Origin of the sequence: Burkholderia sp. BCC0097, assembly GCF_902832985.1 — a bacterium.
GTDB lineage: Bacteria > Pseudomonadota > Gammaproteobacteria > Burkholderiales > Burkholderiaceae > Burkholderia > Burkholderia orbicola.
Genome location: NZ_CADFDM010000002.1, coordinates 83,783 through 102,639 on the forward strand (window position 1 = coordinate 83,783; position 18,857 = coordinate 102,639).

Below are 18,857 nucleotides of genomic sequence, written 5' to 3' on the forward strand. Positions count from 1 at the left end.
TTCTGGCGGAATATCGAAAGATACTGCAATTCCCGGTTGTGCGGAAACTTGCCAAAAAATCATACTTTGGCGTGCGTGAACCGGCCGGCTCCCCCCAACATTGCGCCTTTGCCCCATGTCGATCGCCCCGTTGCCCCGTCCCGCCAGCCCGTCCGCGAACGTTTACCGCGATTTTCTCGCCGCGCTGCAGGCCGCCGGCTTCGCCGGGGAAATCCGTGCGGACCACGCGAACCGGACCGTGCAGGCCACCGACAATTCGATCTACCAGCGCCTGCCGCAGGCGGTGATCTGTCCCGCGCATGCGGATGACGTCCAGCTGCTGGCCCGGCTGCTGGACGAGCCCGCGCACCGCGACGTCGCGGTCGCCGCGCGCGGCGGCGGCACCGGCACCAACGGGCAGTCGCTGACCGACGGCATCGTCGTCGACCTGTCGCGCAACATGAACGGGATCCTCGAAATCAACGCGGAAGAGCGCTGGGTGCGCGTGCAGGCGGGCGTCGTCAAGGATCAGCTCAATGCGGCGTTGAAGCCGCACGGGCTGTTCTTCGCGCCGGAGCTGTCGACGTCGAACCGTGCGACCGTCGGCGGGATGATCAACACCGACGCGAGCGGGCAGGGCAGCTGCACGTACGGCAAGACGCGCGACCACGTGCTCGAACTCGATTTCGTGCTGATGGGCGGCGAGCGTCTGCACAGCGACGCGCTCGACGACGAAGAACTGGCGCGCCGCTGCGCGCGGCAGGACCGCGTCGGCAAGGTGTATCGCACCGCGCGGCGCATCAGTGACGACAAGGCGGCGCTGATCGACGCGAAATTTCCGAAGCTCAATCGCTGCCTGACCGGCTATGACCTCGCGCACCTGCGCGAACCCGACGGCCGCTTCAACCTGAACAGCGTGCTGTGCGGCGCGGAAGGCTCGCTCGGCTTCGTCGTCGAGGCGAAGCTCAACGTGCTGCCGATTCCGAAATATTCGGTGCTGGTCAACGTGCGCTACGCGGGCTTCATGGACGCGCTGCGCGACGCGCGCGCGCTGCTCGAACACCGGCCGCTGTCGATCGAGACGGTCGACTCGAAGGTGCTGATGCTCGCGATGAAGGATTTCGTGTGGAGCAGCGTGGCCGAGTATTTCCCGCAGGACGACGCGCGTCCGACGCTCGGCATCAACCTGATCGAATTCAGCGGCGACGACGAACACGACGTCGATGCACGCGTGCGTGCGTTCGTCGAGCATCTGCGCACCGATACGAGCGTGGAGCGTCTGGGCCATACGCTCGCGGCCGGCGACGACGCGCTGAAGCGCGTGTATGCGATGCGCAAGCGCGCGGTCGGCCTGCTCGGCAACGTGCAGGGCGAGGCGCGTCCGCAGCCGTTCGTCGAGGACACCGCGGTACCGCCCGAGAACCTCGCCGCGTACATCGCCGAATTCCGCGCGCTGCTCGACGGCCACGGGCTGCAGTACGGGATGTTCGGCCATGTCGACGCGGGCGTGCTGCACGTGCGCCCGGCGCTCGACATGAAGGACCCGAAGCAGGCCGCGCTGGTGCGGCCCGTGTCGGATGCGGTGGCCGAGCTCACGCGGCGGCATGGTGGCCTGTTATGGGGCGAGCACGGCAAGGGCGTGCGCTCCGAATATGCGCCGGCGTTTTTCGGCGAGCTGTATCCGTCGCTGCAGCAGTTGAAGGCCGCGTTCGATCCGCACAACCAGTTCAACCCGGGCAAGATCGCGACGCCGCCGGACCCCACGCTGCGGCTGCTGAAGATCGACGAGGTGCCGACGCGCGGCGACCACGACCGGCACATCGACGAGCGCGTGTGGCAAAGCTACGGCACCGCGATGCATTGCAACGGCAACGGCGCGTGCTACAACTTCGACCCGGACGACGCGATGTGCCCGTCGTGGAAGGCGACGCGCGAACGCGTGCAGTCGCCGAAGGGGCGCGCGTCGCTGATGCGCGAATGGTTGCGTCTGCAAGGGCAGGCCGGCGTCGACGTCGTCGCGGCGGCGCGCACGCGGCAGCCGTTCCTGCGCGGTCTGGCCGAGCGCTGGCGCAACAGCCGCAACGCCCGCAACACCCTCGATGGCGACGCGGATTTCTCGCACGAGGTGTACGACGCGATGGCCGGGTGCCTCGCCTGCAAGTCGTGCGCGGGGCAGTGCCCGGTCAAGGTCAACGTGCCCGAGTTTCGCTCGCGCTTTCTCGAGCTGTATCACCAGCGTTACCTGCGGCCGCTGCGCGACTACCTGATCGGCTCGCTCGAATTCACGATGCCGTGGATGGCGCGCGTGCCCGCGCTGTACAACGGCCTGATGGGCGCCGGCTGGGTGAGGACGCTGCTCGAGCGCCAGGTCGGCATGGTCGACAGCCCGCTGCTGAGCCGCTTCGATCTCGCGGCCGTGCTCCGCGCGTGGCGCGTGAAGCCGGCCGACCCGCATGCGCTCGCCGCGCTGAGCGAGGCGCAGCGCGCGCGCAGCGTCGTCATCGTGCAGGACACGTTCACGCGTTATTTCGATACCGAGCAACTGGCGACGCTGATCGAGCTGGCGGCGCGTCTCGGTTTCCGGGTGTGGCTCGCACCGCTCGCGCCGAACGGCAAGGCGCTGCACGTGCAGGGATTTCTTCATGCATTCGAAAAGGCCGCGATCCGCAACGCGACGCAACTGGCCGCGCTGGCGCGCTCGGGTGTCGCGCTGGTCGGCCTCGATCCGGCGATGACGCTCACGTATCGGCAGGAATACCTGAAGGTGACCGGGCTCACCGACGTGCCGGAGGTCGCGCTGCCGCAGGAATGGTTGCTGGATACGCTGCCGCAAGCCGGTGCGGGCGGGGCGACGGTTTCATACCGGTTGCTGCCGCACTGCACCGAGAGGACCAATGCGCCGGACAGCGGCAAGCAGTGGGCGCAGGTGTTCGCGCGTCGCGGGCTGCGCTTGCAGGTTCAGGCGGCCGGGTGCTGCGGGATGTCGGGCACGTACGGGCACGAGGCGCGCAATCTCGCGACGTCGAAGACGATCTATGCGCAGTCGTGGGCCGCGCACGTCGACGGGGCGCAGCAGGAGGGCGAGGCGCTGGCGACCGGGTATTCGTGTCGCAGCCAGGTGAAACGTCTGTCGTCGAAGCAGGTGCGCCATCCGCTGCAGGCGCTGCTCGATCATGTGCGGGCGGTGGGGTGATGCTCGGGCGGTGCGGGTCGCGTGGCCCGTGAGGGAGTGTCGAGCGGCAATCCCCGTGCCGCTTTCGACCTGGGCCGGCGCGGGTCAGGCGTCGGCTTTCGCCGCTTTCCGCGAGCGCGGTTTTTCCGCGGCGGGAAACACGCCGACGCCGCGCGGACGTTTCGGCTCGATCCGCATTTGCCGGATCACGCGCCGGAAGTCGATCTCGTGCGCGGCCAGCGTGCCGATCAGTTTCGCGATGACCGCGAGGTGGGATGGGACGGTGCCCTTGCTCGAATAGTTGGTGATCGAACTTTCGTTCATCCGGATCAGGCGGGCGAACTCGCGCGCCGTCAACTGGGCCTTCTTCAACTCCTGTTGGAATTCCGCATACGCCATTGCACACATGATGCTTCGTCTCCGTGAATCGGTATTCCGCCCGCGCGGCGCCGGCGCCGACGGGTGGCGTTCCCGTCGTGCCGGCGCCGCGTCGGATTACATCTTCACCTGGTCGAGGAAGGTCTTCTTGCCGCCCTTGTAGCCGTAGATCGAGATGATCCCGTGCGTCAGGTCGCCCTTCGCGTCGAACGTCGTCGTGCCGATCACGCCGTCGTACTTCGTCGCCGGCATCGCCGCGAGGATCTTCGCCGGGTCGGTCGAGTTCGCGCGCTTCATCGCGTCGACCACGATGTAGACCGCGTCGTACGCGAACGGCGCGTCGAACTTGATGCCCTGGTTGAAGCGCTTCTGGTACTTCGCGAGGAAGCCCGCGCCGCCCGGCATCTTCTCGAGCGCGGCGCCTGCCTGCGAGCACAGCACGTTGTCGGCCGCCGGGCCGGCCAGTTCGGCCAGCGAATCGGTGCACACGCCGTCGCCGGACAGAATCTTCGCGCGCAGGCCGAGCTGCTTCGCCTGCTTCGCGAGCGGGCCGCCGGTGGCGTCCATGCCGCCGTACATGATCGCGTCGGGGTTCTCGCCCTTGATCTTCGTCAGGATCGCGCGGAAGTCGACGGCCTTGTCGTTGGTCGCGTCGTGCGACAGCACCTTCAGGCCGAGCGCCTTCGCCTTCTTCTCGAACTCGTTCGCGAGACCCTGGCCGTACGCGGTCGAATCGTCGACCACCGCGACGCTCTTCACGCCCTTCGACTGTGCATAGCTCGCGAGCGCGGGGCCCTGCTGCGCGTCGGTGGCGACCACGCGGTAGGTCGTCTTGAAGCCTTGCTGCGTGTAGGTCGGGTTCGTGGCCGACGGCGAGATCTGCACGATGCCCGCGTCGCTGTAGATCTTCGACGCCGGAATCGACGTGCCCGAGTTCAGGTGCCCGATGACGGCGACGACCTTGTCGTCGACGAGCTTCTGCGCCACCTGGGTGGCCTGGCGCGGGTCGGCCGCGTCATCCTGCGCGTCGAATTGCAGCGTGATCTTCTTGCCGCCGATCGTCAGGCCCTTCGCGTTGATTTCCTCGACCGCGAGGCGCGCGCCGTTCTCATTGTCCTTGCCGAGGTGCGAGATACCACCCGTCGTCGGTTCGACGCTGCCGATCTTCACGACCTGGTCGGCCATCGCGGTCGACGCGGCCGCGAACGCGGCGGCTGCGAGTGCAACGGTGATCAGGGGTTTGCAGCGCATGCCGACAGTGCTTCGTTCCATCTGCCATCTCCGAATTGAGTCTTTCTATTGACGTCTCGACCGGCCGGCCGCGGGGCCGGGGCGATCGGACGAGTCTCCATACCCATCATGGGCTTCACTTGCATGGCGCCGGGCCGAGTGACCTGCGTTGCCGCTGGACGCCACGCAATCGTATGAATATATATGAAGCCGCTTTTGCGCGCTGCGGCGAATCCCGTAGCGGGCCGGCGCGGCACGGGTCGACGCCCGGCCGTCGAAGGCTCCGGATGCCGGAAATCGTGCACTGCGGCGAGCTGCAGGTTGCGATTCGCTGTCGTCGGCCTTACGACCGCATCCATTATTCGGCCGGTCGCCGCGACGAAGCCATGGACACTGACGCGCGGTCAATCGGGAACTGTTCGGTCGATTTGTCTGCACAGTTTGGACACTCGCTCGCGCCTCGCCTCGCCGGTTTCGTGGTCATGCTTGATCGAGCGCGATTGCTGCTGGGATGCAACTAACGGTCAAGTCCAGTCGCACCGGCGAATGGGTGCCGATTCCACCGGCCGAACCATTCGTCTGGATCAGCAGAGAGCGGGGCGTCTTTGAACCGGCCCGCATGTGCTTTCGGAGCGTCGCGTCGCTGCAATCCACTGCAAGCTCGACCCTACGACCGTCCGCGCAACGCGACGACGATCACCCCTGCAATCGCCAGCAGGCCGCCGCACGCCGTCGTGATGCCGGGCCGCTCGCCCGTCAGCGCCACCGACAGCAGCGTCGCGACCGCCGGCGTCAGATAGAGAAAGCTGGCCGCGCGCGCCGCGCCGAAGTAGCCGAGCGCGAAGGTCCACGTCGCGTAACCGAGGGCGGCGGGAAAGACGCCGAGCACCACGACGGCCAGCACCGTGTCGCGCGATCCGCCGCCGAGCGACACGAGCGCGCCGGGCAGCCACGGCGTGAGCAATACCGCGCCGGCGAGCAGCGTGTACGCGGTGCACGGCAGCGCGCCGTACACGGGAATCAGCCGCCGCTGCAACACGAAATAGCTGGCCGAACACAGCGCCGCGCCGAGGATCAGCGTGCTTCCCGAGCCGAGGACGAGGCCGCCGGGCTGCCCTTGCGCGATCACCGCGATACCGGCCAGGCTGACCAGCGACCCGAGCCAGCCCCAGCGATTGAAGCGCTCGCGCAGAAACACGGCGGCCAGCAACGCGGTGAAGATCGGCAGCGTGTTCACGATGAAGCTCGCCGCGCCGGCCGACACGGTCTGTTCGCCGGTGTTGAGCAGCGCGTTGTAGAGTGCGATGCCGAGCAGGCCGCACGCGAGAAAGCGCCACGCATCGGCTTTCGTCGGCAGCGGCGGCCGCCGCCATGCGAGCCACGCGATCACGAGCACCGCCGCGGTCGCGAAGCGCGCCGCCGCGAGCTGCAGCGGCGCGAGGCCGTGCAGGCCGATCCGGATGAACGGGAAGGCGGACGCCCACGAGACGATCGTGAACGCCACAGCGGTTGCCGCGACGAGCGGCTGTCGCGCGCCGCGCGACGTCGATGACGAAAGAGTATTCATACGGCAATGGTGCGGCGTGGCGAGATGCTAAGCTAGCGCACAGATCAATATCCGGATATGAATATGGCTCACAGCTCGGACGCGCGGCGCACCGGCGGTCCGGCGCGGGCGCGTCGGGTGGCCGGCGGGCTGCCGGCCGCCGCGCCGATGCCGGGCCCGCGGCCGCCGCTCGCGAGCCTGGAGACGGTCTGCACGGTGGCGCGCGAGGGTTCGTTTCTCGCGGCCGCCGACGTCTCCGGCGTCACCCACGGCGCGATCAGCCGACGGGTGGCCGCCGTGGAAAACTGGCTCGGGATGGCGCTGTTCGAACGGCATGCGCGTGGCGTGCGCCTGACGCCGGACGGGCAGCGCTTCGTCGGCCGGATCGAGCAGGCGTTCGCGATCATCGACGGCGCGGCCGATCAGTGGCGCTCGCCGCGTACGCCGCGGCTGGTGCGGATGAGCGTGGTGCCCGCGTTCGCGCAGCTGTGGCTGCTGGAGCGGCAGCCCGCGCTCGAGAGCGAAGCGCCCGTGCTGCGCATCGAGCTCGGCATCGAGCTGCGCAACGTGGATATCGCCGGCGGCGAAGCCGATCTGTCGATCCGCTACGGGCGCGGCAACTGGCGTCGGCTGGAAACCCGCCCGTTCATGCCGGAACGGCTGTATCCGGTCGCGCATCCGCGGCTCGCCGCGCAACTGGCCAGGATGGGCCGCGGAACGGGCGACGCCGCGCTGCTCGACATGCCGTTGCTGCACGATTCCGACGTGACCGGCTGGCGCACGTGGTTCGACGCGCTCGGCATTCCGTTCAAGCCGCGTGCGCAGGATCGCCGGTTCGAGGATTACAACCTCGTGCTGGCGGCGGCCGAAGCGGGGCTGGGCGTGGCGCTTGCGCGCACGCCGCTTGCGGATGCGTATCTGCGGCGCAGCGCACTCGTGCGCGTGAGCCGTCACGAGGTCGATTCACTGCTCAGCTATCACTTCGTGCATGCGAAGGGCGAGAATCGGCCGGAAGTCCTCGCGTTGATGGAGCGGATGGTCAAGGCGCTGGGGTAGCGCGTACCCGGCGGGTAGCGCAGACGACCGCTTCAGCACGCGCGTCGCGACTGCGGCCGGCCGCTCGCTCCCGGTTCGTTCGGTCGCGGCCGCCAAATCGTTACAATGCAGCCGCGGAAAACGGCGAGATCGCCGCGGTGAAGCGGAATCGAGCCTTTGCCCGATGGCAGGGCAATCACCAACCATTGCAGTACGGGTTCAAATTTGTACAAAAGGGAACCGATGAATAGACCAGACAAATCGTCGAAGGCGCGTGCGGCGCTGGATCAACTTTTTTCCGGCCTGGCGCCTGCGGACGCGAAGCGCGAATCGCCGCGTCCGGGCAATCCGTTCGCAACGGACGACGAGGTGTCGAGCGCATCCGGCGGTCGCTGCGGCGCGGAAGTCACGTTGTCGACCCGCATCCAGCTGCGCGGTTATCCGAGCGCCGACGCGTTCATGAAACGCATGGCCGAAGCATGGGGCCTCGAGTGGGGCACGTACGACAGCATCCGTGCAGTGGCGACGCTGCCTGCGGGATGGCGCTCGCGCCGGTTGCCGGAAGTCACGCAGATCGTCGACGAACGCGACGTGCTGCGCGCCGAGAGCAGCCTGCAGGGCGGCGAGATGTCGTATCTGAAGGTGCATCCGCGCTACTACATCGATGCGCGCAAGCGTTTCGGCTGGAGCAAGTCGTCGAAGGCATCCGACGATCCGGATCTCGACGGTCCCGACTGGAACTGCTTCGTGGTCGATCGGGAAAAGTCCGTCGAAGTGCACGAGCTGACGACGTCGTCGTTGAAGGCCGACATGGACAATGCCCGGGCGACGCTGCTGAAATGGCTCGACGAGCACTACCCGAAACATCGCGACCCGTTTGCATACTGGTCGGACTGCGAAGGGGCGTCGTAAACCGGTTTGCACGGCGGTTGGCTCGATGCATCGACCGGCCCGCCATGAGGGCGATCATTGAAACGAGCGAGTGGGGTCCCGATTTTCTGGGCAGCGTTCGGCGCGGCGGTCGGGTCGACCGTCATCGAGCTGCTGCTCTGGGCAATCGCCGGCGATGACGCCGTCCGGAATCTGTTGCGCGACGCGCGCCTCACGGCCGCGATCGTGATGGGGCGAAGCGTGCTCGCTGTGTCCGGCGGCTTCGATCCGCTGGTCATGGGCGTGGCGACGCTCGTCCATGCGGCGCTTTCGCTGGTCTATGCGGCCGTGCTGGCACGGCTGGTCCGCAATCTGTCGTGCGTGGCCGCGCTGGTGGCGGGCGGCGCGTTCGGGCTTCTCCTGTACGGCGTGAACCTGTACGGATTCACGACGATCTTTCCGTGGTTCATCGCGGTGCGCGATGCGATCACGCTGATCGCGCATCTGGTATTCGGGGTCACGGCAGCGGCTGTCTATTACGTCGCCCGGCGCGACGCCAGCCGCTAATACCCTGGACGAACGAGCGGCGCGAGCCGATGCGTCTACAGAATTGACGCGAACCGCGGCACGCGAAGCAGGAGGCCGGCAATCAGATAGCACGCGACGCAGGCGATGCTCCCGGTCACGGCGAATTTCAGGAACGGGGACGCCGGTACGTTTCGCCACGCGAGGGCGACCGCGACCAGCACGGGCGGATGGATGACGTAGATGGCATACGCGCGTCGCGACAGCGGCCGCCACGCGCCCGTCAATGTGTCGAAGTGCTGTTGGAAACGATCGACGAGAAACAGGATCACGCCCCACGCGACCAGCGGCTCCCAGAATGCGTAGATGACGTCCTGCGGACGGCCGCGCCACGCGGGAACGTGCTTCGCGATCAGGTAGGCGACCGGCAGGACCGGCAACGTCATGAGCGCGATGCGCGACCAAAGTCGGACCTGCGGTGCCGGCAGATGCTCGATCCAGTGCGCGCGCGCCGTCCGGCAACCCGCTGCGTACAACACGACGTAGCTCGCGAAGTAGCCGAGTTGCAGCCCCCATACGTTGATACCTACCGGCCATCGCGACCGCAACGCCAGTGCCGCGATACCGGTGAGCAGTGCCGCGGCGGCCAGCGTCGTGTCGGAAGGGGCGCGCGCGACGCGGTTCGTATCGCGCGCCACGGTGCGCGGGAAGACGATATGCGGCAGCGCCGCCGCCGCGCTGAAAATCAGCAATGCCTCGGCGAACCACATCGGTCCGTTCTCGAACGTGCCTTTTCGCCACAGATGCTCCAGCGTATCTATAAACGGATGGCCCGCGCCCGACCGAGCGAGTGCAATCGTCGCGGGGCCGATCACGAAGCCGTAGACGAGCAACGGCAGGCCGAGCCGGAGAAACCGGTCGGCGAGGAAGCGGACGGCGCCCTTGCGCTCGATGGATGGCGGCGTGTAATAGCCCGCGAGGAAAAAGAACAGGCCCATGAAGAACGCCTGGTTGATCGCGCAGAAGAGCGTCAACAGCGCGGACGCCACCGACGGGCCTGCGGCCACTTCGTGGTAGTACCATCCGCCGAGTGCCCCGTACGTGATCGCGCAGTGGTGAAAGACCACCAGCAACGTCAGGCAGGCTCGTAACGCGTCCAGCCCGGCGTTTCGATGCACGGCATCCGTCTCGTCCTGCTGAAACGCCAAGTTGACCGGAACCTCATGAGCGCTCATCGCCTGCCTGCGTGTTTGGTCAGTCATGACCCGCCCGGCGACGATCGTCGTCGCGACGACGCATATGCATCCGGCGGGTATACAGGTCGGCACGATACGCCGTTGTGCTTACAACCATCCGACAAGCCGCTCCGATGCCGGCGCAACAGTCGCTCAGCCGAGCTTGCCGCGCAGATCGTCGAACGGAATCATCACGTTCGTGCGATACGCGGGTCGCGCCTTCAGGCGTTCGTACCACGCCACGACATGCGGCACGTCGGGCCGCGCGATGTCGAGTTCGAAATACCGGTAAAGGTGCGTGCCGGCCGCGATGTCGGCGAGCGTGATCGCGTCGCCCGCGAGAAACGGCTGCCCGGCCAGCACTGTGTCGAGCAGCCGGAAGTACTGCGCGCATTGCGCGATGCTCTGCTCGATGCGCACGGTGTCGCGCTGCTCGGGCGGCGTGCGGTAGTAGTCGCGGAACACGCCGTTGAGGAATGCCGGCTGCAGCGTGGTTTGCGCCCAGTCCATCCAGCGGTCCGCCCGCGACTGTTCGGCGGGATCGTCGCGCCAGAAGCCGGGGCGTCCGTGGCGCGCGGCGAGGTAACGCAGGATGCTGTGCGATTCCCACACGACGGTACCGTCGTCGTCGATCACCGGGATGCGCCCGTGCGGGTTCATCGCGAGGAATTCGGGTGTATCGAGCAGGCCGAACCGGCCGCCGGCCGGCACGTGGCGATGCGCGAGCGCGAGTTCGTCGACGAGCCACATCACCTTCTGGAGATTGAATGCGTTGCGTCGTCCCCATACCGTCAGCATGCCGGACTCCCTGTGTCGTGACGAACGTGAAGACGGACAGTGTAAACGCGGCAGGCGCGCACCGCGGTGCGCGCCTGCCGGCGATCGTCGTGCAACGTGACGATCAGAACTTGTGGCGGATGCCGACGATCGCGAGTTCCTGCGTATCGGTGCCGGAATTCACACCGTACGAGCCGACCGACGCGGCCGCTTTCACGGTCGCTCCGCTCGCGTTGAGCGTGTTGCCGCTCGCCTTCTGATAGCCGAACAGCGCATACAGGTCGGTGCGCTTCGACAGCGCGTAATCCGCGCCGAGGTTGACCTGGTTGTAGTGAGCGGAAGCCGGGCCCGTCAGCGACGTGTAGTTGTAGCCGACGCCCGCGCGCAATGCCGGCGAGAACTGCCAGTTGAAGAATGCCGAGCCGTTGTTGAACTTCGCGTTCTGGCTGAATGCCGAGAGCGTGTCCGCGCCGTACTGCGTGTTCGAATACGCGAGGCCGAAGGTCGCCGGCCCGGCCACGTACTGGCCGGCCACGCGCACGATCTGGATCGACTTCGCGCTCGAGAAGCCCTGGTTGATCACGGTGTTGAACAGCGTGTCCGAGCTGCTCGACCACGTGCGCACGCCGTTCGCGACCGTCGTGCCGCCGTTCGCGTAGAAGTAGCCGGCGCCGAGCGACAGCGGGCCGTTCGCATAGCTCGCGCCGAAGCTGTACGTGCGGCCGCTGCCGGTCGCGCCCGCGACGCCGCCGAAGCCGTACAGCGCCTCGAACTGGAAGCCGGAGATCAGCGGGCTCGTGTATTTCACCGAGTTGCTGACGCGCAGGCTGTTGTCGTAGTTGTCGAGATCCCCCGGCGTCGCGAACACGCCGCCGAAGTAGTTGTCCTGCGTGAGGCCCTGCACGAGATCGACGATCGGGTCGTACTGGCGGCCGAGCGTCACGGTGCCGTAGGTGCTGCTCGCGAGGCCGACGACGGCCTTGCGGCCGAATTCGCGCCCGCCCTGGCCGAGCGCGCCGGTGCCGATGTTGAAGCCGTTCTCGAGCTGGAACAGCGCGGACAGGCCGCTGCCGAGATCCTCGATGCCGCGCAGCCCCCAGCGGCTGCCCGACAGGTTGCCGCTGCTGAACTTCACGAGGCTCGACGCGTTGCTGCCGTTCGCGTTCTGCGCGTTGTGGACGTATGCGATGCCCGCGTCGGCGATGCCGTACAGCGTGACGCTGCTTTGTGCATGCGCGCCGGCGGCGACGAGCGCGGCCGGCAGGGCGAGCAGCGCGAATGAACGGATCTGTTTCATCGTTGGATTCCCCGTTGGTCGATTGGCCTGACGAATCGGTGAACGATACGGACCGCGCATCGTCGAGGGAACCAATAAATTGTCGGATCGTTATGAGGCGGGGCGGAGATGGGTGTGCGCGCAACGAGCCGGCGCCTCGTGGCGTTTCGCACCCGGGCATCCGCCCGATCCGTCGGAGACGATCGATGCGATCGTCGATCGCGCGCAACTCGATCGCGCGGTGGGGTATATCGGGCTCGGGCGAGATGAAGGCCGCCGGCACGCGCCTGCCGGCAGTCGTCGTGCGACGGGCCGGCCCGAACGCGCGGCCATGTGCGCAGCATGGCCATTCTTTCCTGTCTCGAAAATCTTGTAGCATCGCCGGAGTGCCGGTTGGCATGCCGCGATCACAGCCGCATGCCCGCTTTTCCGTTTGTTGTGAACCCGCCGCCATGCGCCGGCGGGGTCGATTCGCATGAGGTCAATATGCGTCGCATTGGGCTTGTCCTCGTTCCTCAGTTCCAGGTAATGAGCCTGCTCGCGTTGTCCGTGTTCGACATCGCCAATCTCCGCGCGGGCCGCTCGCTCTATGAAGTGAGCGTGATCTCGGAGGATGGCGGCCCCGTGGAGGCGTCGTTCGGCATGTACGCATCAACGCAACCGGCGCGGCTGTCGGAATTGCACACGGTATTCGTCGGCGCTTCACTGTCGACGCCGCCGCTCACGGACCGCATGCGCGAACTGCTGGTTGATCTGTCCGGCAAGGTCGAACGCATGGCGTCGATCTGCCTCGGTGCGTTTCTGCTGGCCGAGGCGGGCCTGCTGAACGGGCGCCGCGCAACGACGCATTGGGCGTTTCTCGATCGGTTCAGGGATCGCTATCCCGCGGTATCGGTGGAGAAGGATTGCATCTTCGTGCGCGACGGCACGCTGTGGAGTTCGGCAGGAATGAGCACGGCCATGGACATGGCGCTCGCGATGCTCGAAGAGGATCTCGGCCCGGACGCCGCATTGCAGGTCGCGAAAGACCTGGTGCTCGAGCGCTGGAGGCGCTCGGGGTCGCAGCCGCAGTCGTCCGTGCTGATCGACCACCCCGCACGCAGCAATCGGATCCACGACGTCATCACGCACATCCGGGCGAATCTCGGCACCGAGCTGACCGTCGACAAGCTCGCCGACGTGGCGAGGATGAGCAAGCGGCAGTTTACGCGCCGCTTCAAGGATGAAACCGGCCTGACGCCTGCAAAGGCAGTCGAGCGCATCCGGCTCGAAACGGCCCGGGATTTCGTGACGAGTTCGTCGTGGACCATCGACACGATCGCACGGGAAACCGGTTATGCGGATACCGAGCGGATGAGGCGGTCGTTCGTGCGTGCGTTTGGCCATCCGCCACAGGTCTTGCGGCGGCAGCGCAAGCCCGAACACGCGGACACCGACTGAGCGCGGCCGGCCGATACCGGGTCCCGCGCTGCAACATCATGGCACGAAAGGAGGGAACTGCGTCCCTCCACGCGCGCCCATCGTCAATAGAATGTTCTTCGGGCGGTGCCTGCTCGGGTAAGCCGAACCGAAGACTCGTCGACAGCGGACCGCACGCTCGTCCGCCCGCGGTTTTGCGAACCGTCCCTTGCTGCCCGCGTCATGTCGCCAGGCTGGAACCTCCGTGTGTGCCGCAAGGACGCGCCCGGTCGCCGATTGCGTTGCCGCACGTGCGAAGCGTGTCCGGCATGTGCAGGCACGCCGCGCGACGCGAATGACGCAACCGCCGAAGTGGCGCGGATCGGCGAAGCGCTGCGCGGGTGGCCGGGACGGCGCGCGTCGTCGGCGCCGTGTCGGGCGACACGCGGTTCGCGATGATGAAAACTGAACGGACGGTTGGGGCGCAGGATATGTCAGATGCAGCGATGAAAGACGACTCGTCGGCTGTTGTATATGTCGTCGACGATGATCCGGCCATACGCGCATCGCTCGATACGTTGTTGCGATCGCTAGGCCTGCGCGTCGTGACCTTCGCGAGTACCGCGGAGCTGCGCGCGACGCACCGGGAGAATGTCACGAGCTGCCTGTTGCTCGATGTGCGGCTGCGCGGGGAGAGCGGGCTGGTGTTTCAGCAGGCGTCGGACCGGCCGTCGATCCCGATCGTCGTCATCACGGGGTTCGCGGACGTCGAAGTGTGTCGCAAGGCGCTGAAGGGCGGCGCGGTCGATTTTCTCGTGAAGCCGTTCACCGACCACGAGTTGATCGATGCCGTGAACCTGGCGCTGTCGCTGGATGCGGCACGGCGAGTCCGCAACGACACGCACGACGAGTTGCGGCAGTCGTTCGAGTTGCTCACGCGCCGCGAGCGCGAAGTGCTTGCGTACGTCGTCAGCGGCGCGCTGAACAAGCAGATCGCGTCGCATCTCGGATTGAGCCTGATCACCATCAAGCAGCATCGCGCAGCGGTGATGCGCAAGATGAATGCGTCGTCGCTTGCGGATCTCGTGCGCAAGTCCGAGGCGATCGGCGTGCAACTGGCGACATGACGCCGCGCGTCGCGAGCGTCATGCGGCCGGGTCGGTCGTGCGCGGGTGGGCCGGCAGTGCGAACGAGAAGCAGCAGCCGGCGCCCGGTTCGCCGCGTGCCCAGATGCGCCCGTGATGGGCGTCGACGATCGAGCGTGCGACCGTGAGACCCATTCCCATGCCGTCGGATTTGCTCGTGAAAAACGGATCGAAAAGCCGATCGATCGATTGCTGTTCGATACCCGGCCCCGTGTCGCATACGTCGAACACGACTTCGGCGTCGCTCAGCCTGGCCGAGACCGTCAGCGTGCGCGCGTGCGACGGGCCGCTTTCGATCGCCTGGATGCCGTTCATCATCAGGTTCGCGAGCACCTGCTGGACCTGCACGGGATCGGCGAACAGGCGCGCGTCGGCATCGATGTCGCTGTCGACGCGAACGTTGCGTGCAGCGGCTTCCGGCGCGATCAGGAACAGCGCAGCGTGCACGGCGTCGGCGGCCGCGAAGTCGACGCACTTCGCCGGCGCCTTGCCGATGAAGCCGCGAATCTTGCGGCAGATTTCCGTCGCATCGCGCGCCCACCGGGCGGCCTGCGTGATCGCGGCAGCGGCCTCGGCGACGTCGGGCTCGTCGCGTTCGAGCCAGCGCAGCGCCGCTTCGGCCGACGAACCGACGGCCGACAGCGGCTGGCTGACCTCATGCAGGATCGAGGCCGACATCTCCGCAAACAGCGACACGCGGGCCGCGCGTGCGGCTTCCGCGCGCAATACCGTGAGCCGGTCGCTGTTCTCCTTCTGCTCGGTCACGTCGAACGCATAGAAATGCAGGCGCCGGTAGCCGTCCTCGTGCTTCGGCAGCGAGCAGCGCCATACGATCGGTACGCGGCGCCCCTTGAACGTCACGAGCGTGCGTTCGCCCTGGCAGGCGGTCCGGTTTTCGTAGATCGCGCGCAGCACCGCACTGTTGCTGAGCCGGTCGGCCGGCAACAGGATCTCCGCGTGCTGCAGGAAATGCTCTTTCGATTCGGCATCGAAGAGTTGCACCACCGCGTCGTTGGCCGCCACGAACGCATGCAGCGCGCGCAGCCGGGCGACGGCCTGCGGATGCTCGTCGAAATAGCGGTCGATATCCGAGATCCCGGCCATCTTCAGTTCCTTCACCGCGCGATAAACGCGCGACCAGTCTTCGATCAGGATCGGTATCGGCGCCGACAGGAAGAGCTCGCTTTCCGCTGGATGAGGGTCGTCAGGCAGGGCGATCGTCGGGGCTGCGGACGTGGACATGGGGACGTGGTGCTCGCTGAGGTTCGCGCCCGGCGCGAAACCGGATGACCGGAAGTGACGCATCGGGACGACGAACGACGTGCGCGTCCGACCTCGATGTAGCTGCAACTATAAAGCAGATCGCCGCGTGCTGCTGACCTCGACCGCGGGCGGATGCAGGCCGGCGCGGTGGTCAGACTTTGGTATGGGAAGGCATCGACCACGGTCTGATGGATCGAAAAAAACCGTTCCTCTAGACTCGATTCCAACGTGAGTGAAGCGCGCGGCGCGGCCGATGGCGAAGCGGCGATGTTCGCGATGCGTCGGTGCGACGGATTGATCGCGCGAGCCGCGCATGCGCATTCAATGCGAGGGGAACGGTAGAGATGACGCAGCCAACGTGTGCATACGACGATGTATTCGAACGCGCGCTGATGGGCCTGCTGGATCCGTCGAGAACGGCGGGCGTGCCCGGCTCGCACCGGCGGCGCGTGCGCGGCAAGCGCAATGACGGCGCGCGAGAGACCGGCGCGCCGGTGGCCTCGCGGATCAGGATCGTCGAGATTCTGTCGGATACCGCTGTCAGCGTGCGCTGGAGCGACCCGAGGTACGGGCATTTCGGCGAACAGCTGTGGCATTGCGTGACCGCGAGAACGGCGTCGCGCTGCGTGCTGACCGGTGCGCCGATCAAGCCGGGCGATCGCGTGTATCGGCCGCGGGGGCGCGGCCGCACCGTTCCGTGCAACTGGGACAGGATGATCCATGCCGCGGCAGTCGCGCCGGCGCCGTCCGCCGGCGCGGACGGCCGGTGACGCGCGAGCGGGTACGGTCGGTTTCGGCCGCATCATACCTCGGCATGATTGTCGGTACCGGGGGCGGTCGGTACGCTGTCCGAAATCCGGTTGCGTTCCCGGCCCTGCCAGCGAGCGTGGCGTCACGCGAGACACTCTGTGCACGACAAGACGGTTTGCATCATCGACGATGAATTGGCGATGAGACAGTCGCTGGAATCGCTCGTGCGCTCGATGGGCGTGCGCGCGAGGCTGTACGCCTCGGCCGAGGCGTTTCTCGAACACGGCGCGAGCGGGACGTCGCACTGCATCGTGTGCGATATACAGATGGCCGGGATGTCGGGCATCGAGCTGCTCGCCGTGCTGCGGGAGGGGTGTTGCGACGTGCCGATCATCTTCGTGACCGCGCACCCGAGCGCGCGCCGGGTGCTTGAGGCGAGACGGCTCGGCGCATTGTGCGTGCTGGAGAAGCCCTTCGATCCGCGCGAACTCGTGCAGTGGGTGATGCGCGCGCTCACGGGATGCTGAATGGGCGGCACGATGGCCAAGGGCGCAGCGACGCTGCGTTCGTGCCGCGTTATCGCGACCGGGCATGTCCATTACGCGGTTTTGTATAGACGACAGGAAAACTTATGGAAAACGATAGTCCGAGCCTCGGCGCCAGCACGCAGTTCGTCGACGTCGACGGTCGGCGCCTCGCGTATCGCACATTCGGCAGCGGTACGCCGCTCGTGTTGTGCGTGCGCTTTCGCGGCACCATGGACACGTGGGATCCGCTGTTCCTCGACACGCTCGTCGAACAGGGCTTCCAGGTCACGATCTTCGATTACAGCGGACTCGGGCAGTCGAGCGGCGAGCGAACCTATCATCCTGCGTCGCTCGCCAAGGACGCGATCGACCTGATCGTCGCGCTCGAGCTCGGCAAGGCGGTGATCGGCGGCTGGTCGGTCGGCGGAATGGCCGCGCAGATCGTGCTCGCAAAGGCGCCGCAGCTCGTCACGCACGCAGTGCTGATCGCGACCACGCCGCCGGGCCAGTTGGTCAGGGCCGGCGAGCCGTTGTTCTACACGATGGCGAAGCGCGAAAACGACTTCGAGGATTTCGTCACGCTGTTCTTCGAGCCGGCCTCCGCGGCGAGCCGCGCGGCGGCTGAGCTTGCGGCCGCGCGGGTCGCGCAGCGCAAGGTCGACCTGAGCCCGGCGGTACCGGTCGCGTGGGCCGGCGAGCAGGTCGGAGACGGCCCGCGGAACCCGGCCTTCCCGGTCGATGCCGTGCTCGATGCGCTGCGCTCGACGTCGATTCCGGTTCTTCATGTCGGCGGCGGTCACGACATCGTGTTCCCGGTGGAGAACTGGTATGCGCTCAACGGCCAGCTGCCGACGCTGCATCTCGTGACGCTGCCGCGTACCGGGCACGGGCCGCAACTCGAGTATCCGGTGGCTTGCGCGAGGCACATCGCGGCGTTCGTCGGCGTGCACGCCGGCTGATCGCGCGCGCCGCCGCCGCGCCGCACGGCAGAAGAACGAGGAAGACGTTTCATATCGTTTAGGATGACAAATGGAAGATCTGGTTGATTTGGCGATTCGCGCCGCAGGGGGAGTGGAACGCTTCAAGCGCTTTCGCAGCGTATCGGCGCAGTTGCATCACACGGGCGCGATCTGGGCGCTGAAGCAGCGCGACGGCGTGCTCACCGATTCGCGCGTGACGGTGCAGCTGCACGAGCAGCATGTCTCGCATGCCCCGTTCGCCCCAACGACGGATCACTCCGTCTACACGCCCGCGCGCGTCGAGATCCGCCGTGACGACGGTACCGTGGTCGATACGCTCGACGCCCCTCGCGCGTCGTTCGACGGCTACGAAATGGAGACGCCGTGGTCCAACGCACAGCTGGCGTACTTCGCCGGCTACACGATGTGGACGTATCTGACGTCGCCGTTCCTGCTGCGCCACGGCGGCGTTCGCAGCCGCGAAATCAAGCCGTGGATCGTCGACGGGCTGCCGTGGCGGCGCCTGCATGTCGAGTTTGCGCCGGAGATCGCGACGCATAGTGCCGTGCAGACGTTCTACTTCGACGCGGACGGGCTGCTGCGCCGACACGACTACGAGGTCGACATCCAGGGGCGCAACGCGGCTGCGCGGTACATCAGCGACTACGTCGACGTGCAAGGCATCCGGATGCCGACGCGCTTCCGGATTTATCCGCGCACCGACGCGAACGTGGCGCTGCCCGCCCCGTTGATCGTCGGTGTCGATCTGTCGAACTTCCGTTTCGAGTAACG

The 18,857-nt window shown here is 66.8% G+C and carries 17 protein-coding genes; 10 read left to right on the forward strand and 7 right to left on the reverse strand.

The window, feature by feature from the left end; genetic code table 11:
- The first annotated feature begins 115 nt into the window (after window positions 1-115).
- Complete coding sequence (locus HWX07_RS05605; protein ID WP_175875542.1) at window positions 116-3,172, forward strand: FAD-binding and (Fe-S)-binding domain-containing protein; 3,057 nt, start codon at window positions 116-118, stop codon at window positions 3,170-3,172.
- An 84-nt stretch (window positions 3,173-3,256) separates the two neighbouring features.
- Here the strand turns inward: HWX07_RS05605 and HWX07_RS05610 are convergent, their stop codons facing one another.
- The 3 genes from HWX07_RS05610 to HWX07_RS05620 form a co-directional block, all read right to left on the reverse strand.
- Window positions 3,257-3,559, reverse strand: coding sequence for a hypothetical protein (locus HWX07_RS05610; protein WP_011549323.1), 303 nt, complete (start codon window positions 3,557-3,559; stop codon window positions 3,257-3,259).
- Between the two features lie 87 nt (window positions 3,560-3,646).
- Window positions 3,647-4,801 (reverse strand): branched-chain amino acid ABC transporter substrate-binding protein, encoded by a 1,155-nt coding sequence (locus HWX07_RS05615; protein WP_175875543.1) that lies wholly within the window; start codon window positions 4,799-4,801, stop codon window positions 3,647-3,649.
- A gap of 625 nt (window positions 4,802-5,426) precedes the next feature.
- Window positions 5,427-6,326: an EamA family transporter gene (locus tag HWX07_RS05620; protein WP_175875544.1), complete on the reverse strand. Its 900-nt coding sequence runs from the start codon at window positions 6,324-6,326 to the stop codon at window positions 5,427-5,429.
- A 57-nt stretch (window positions 6,327-6,383) separates the two neighbouring features.
- Here HWX07_RS05620 and HWX07_RS05625 point away from each other — a divergent pair, with 57 nt between their 5' ends.
- From HWX07_RS05625 to HWX07_RS05635, 3 genes are all read left to right on the forward strand, one after another.
- On the forward strand, window positions 6,384-7,361 hold the full coding sequence (locus HWX07_RS05625; RefSeq protein ID WP_175875545.1) for a LysR substrate-binding domain-containing protein: 978 nt from the start codon (window positions 6,384-6,386) through the stop codon (window positions 7,359-7,361).
- A gap of 222 nt (window positions 7,362-7,583) precedes the next feature.
- The gene (locus HWX07_RS05630; protein ID WP_175875546.1) at window positions 7,584-8,252 is read left to right on the forward strand and encodes a nitroreductase; all 669 of its coding nucleotides are present in this window, start codon (window positions 7,584-7,586) and stop codon (window positions 8,250-8,252) included.
- 57 nt (window positions 8,253-8,309) lie between these two features.
- Entirely contained in the window at window positions 8,310-8,777 is a 468-nt protein-coding gene (locus HWX07_RS05635) for a sodium:proline symporter (protein ID WP_175875547.1), read from the forward strand.
- A gap of 35 nt (window positions 8,778-8,812) precedes the next feature.
- On the opposite strand, the gene HWX07_RS05640 is transcribed toward HWX07_RS05635, so the two are convergent.
- The 3 genes from HWX07_RS05640 to HWX07_RS05650 all read right to left on the reverse strand — a co-directional run bounded on the left by HWX07_RS05640 (window position 8,813) and on the right by HWX07_RS05650 (window position 12,044).
- Window positions 8,813-9,913 carry an acyltransferase gene (locus HWX07_RS05640; RefSeq protein ID WP_244129932.1) on the reverse strand — a complete coding sequence of 367 codons (1,101 nt, stop codon included), beginning with the start codon at window positions 9,911-9,913 and terminating at the stop codon, window positions 8,813-8,815.
- Between the two features lie 210 nt (window positions 9,914-10,123).
- Window positions 10,124-10,768: a glutathione S-transferase gene (locus HWX07_RS05645; protein WP_175875549.1), complete on the reverse strand. Its 645-nt coding sequence runs from the start codon at window positions 10,766-10,768 to the stop codon at window positions 10,124-10,126.
- Between the two features lie 103 nt (window positions 10,769-10,871).
- Complete coding sequence (locus HWX07_RS05650; protein WP_027808129.1) at window positions 10,872-12,044, reverse strand: porin; 1,173 nt, start codon at window positions 12,042-12,044, stop codon at window positions 10,872-10,874.
- Between the two features lie 465 nt (window positions 12,045-12,509).
- Between HWX07_RS05650 and HWX07_RS05655 the strand changes: the two genes are divergently transcribed.
- Window positions 12,510-13,463: a GlxA family transcriptional regulator gene (locus HWX07_RS05655; RefSeq protein ID WP_175876136.1), complete on the forward strand. Its 954-nt coding sequence runs from the start codon at window positions 12,510-12,512 to the stop codon at window positions 13,461-13,463.
- 449 nt (window positions 13,464-13,912) lie between these two features.
- A complete protein-coding gene (locus HWX07_RS05660) occupies window positions 13,913-14,548 on the forward strand; it encodes a response regulator (RefSeq protein ID WP_048988612.1) in 636 nt (211 codons plus the stop codon).
- A gap of 18 nt (window positions 14,549-14,566) precedes the next feature.
- Here the strand turns inward: HWX07_RS05660 and HWX07_RS05665 are convergent, their stop codons facing one another.
- Window positions 14,567-15,808, reverse strand: a complete 1,242-nt coding sequence (locus tag HWX07_RS05665; protein ID WP_244129933.1) for a sensor histidine kinase — start codon at window positions 15,806-15,808, stop codon at window positions 14,567-14,569.
- A 365-nt stretch (window positions 15,809-16,173) separates the two neighbouring features.
- Between HWX07_RS05665 and HWX07_RS05670 the strand changes: the two genes are divergently transcribed.
- From HWX07_RS05670 to HWX07_RS05685, 4 genes are all read left to right on the forward strand, one after another.
- Window positions 16,174-16,599: a DUF3331 domain-containing protein gene (locus HWX07_RS05670; protein WP_124462900.1), complete on the forward strand. Its 426-nt coding sequence runs from the start codon at window positions 16,174-16,176 to the stop codon at window positions 16,597-16,599.
- Window positions 16,600-16,737: 138 nt separating this feature from the next.
- Window positions 16,738-17,106: a response regulator gene (locus HWX07_RS05675; protein ID WP_175875551.1), complete on the forward strand. Its 369-nt coding sequence runs from the start codon at window positions 16,738-16,740 to the stop codon at window positions 17,104-17,106.
- Between the two features lie 104 nt (window positions 17,107-17,210).
- Window positions 17,211-18,065 (forward strand): alpha/beta hydrolase, encoded by an 855-nt coding sequence (locus HWX07_RS05680; protein WP_175875552.1) that lies wholly within the window; start codon window positions 17,211-17,213, stop codon window positions 18,063-18,065.
- 70 nt (window positions 18,066-18,135) lie between these two features.
- Window positions 18,136-18,855, forward strand: a complete 720-nt coding sequence (locus tag HWX07_RS05685; RefSeq protein WP_175875553.1) for a hypothetical protein — start codon at window positions 18,136-18,138, stop codon at window positions 18,853-18,855.
- The last annotated feature ends 2 nt before the right edge of the window (window positions 18,856-18,857 follow it).

Coding starts and splice junctions, on each gene's coding strand:
- HWX07_RS05685 (WP_175875553.1), top strand. CDS start 18,136: ATGGAAGATCTGGTTGATTTGGCGATTCGCGCCGCAGGGGGAGTGGAA.
- HWX07_RS05650 (WP_027808129.1), bottom strand. CDS start 12,044: ATGAAACAGATCCGTTCATTCGCGCTGCTCGCCCTGCCGGCCGCGCTC.
- HWX07_RS05680 (WP_175875552.1), top strand. CDS start 17,211: ATGGAAAACGATAGTCCGAGCCTCGGCGCCAGCACGCAGTTCGTCGAC.
- HWX07_RS05610 (WP_011549323.1), bottom strand. CDS start 3,559: ATGTGTGCAATGGCGTATGCGGAATTCCAACAGGAGTTGAAGAAGGCC.
- HWX07_RS05630 (WP_175875546.1), top strand. CDS start 7,584: ATGAATAGACCAGACAAATCGTCGAAGGCGCGTGCGGCGCTGGATCAA.
- HWX07_RS05655 (WP_175876136.1), top strand. CDS start 12,510: ATGCGTCGCATTGGGCTTGTCCTCGTTCCTCAGTTCCAGGTAATGAGC.
- HWX07_RS05660 (WP_048988612.1), top strand. CDS start 13,913: ATGTCAGATGCAGCGATGAAAGACGACTCGTCGGCTGTTGTATATGTC.
- HWX07_RS05645 (WP_175875549.1), bottom strand. CDS start 10,768: ATGCTGACGGTATGGGGACGACGCAACGCATTCAATCTCCAGAAGGTG.
- HWX07_RS05625 (WP_175875545.1), top strand. CDS start 6,384: ATGAATATGGCTCACAGCTCGGACGCGCGGCGCACCGGCGGTCCGGCG.
- HWX07_RS05615 (WP_175875543.1), bottom strand. CDS start 4,801: ATGGAACGAAGCACTGTCGGCATGCGCTGCAAACCCCTGATCACCGTT.
- HWX07_RS05665 (WP_244129933.1), bottom strand. CDS start 15,808: ATGTCCACGTCCGCAGCCCCGACGATCGCCCTGCCTGACGACCCTCAT.
- HWX07_RS05605 (WP_175875542.1), top strand. CDS start 116: ATGTCGATCGCCCCGTTGCCCCGTCCCGCCAGCCCGTCCGCGAACGTT.
- HWX07_RS05620 (WP_175875544.1), bottom strand. CDS start 6,326: ATGAATACTCTTTCGTCATCGACGTCGCGCGGCGCGCGACAGCCGCTC.
- HWX07_RS05670 (WP_124462900.1), top strand. CDS start 16,174: ATGACGCAGCCAACGTGTGCATACGACGATGTATTCGAACGCGCGCTG.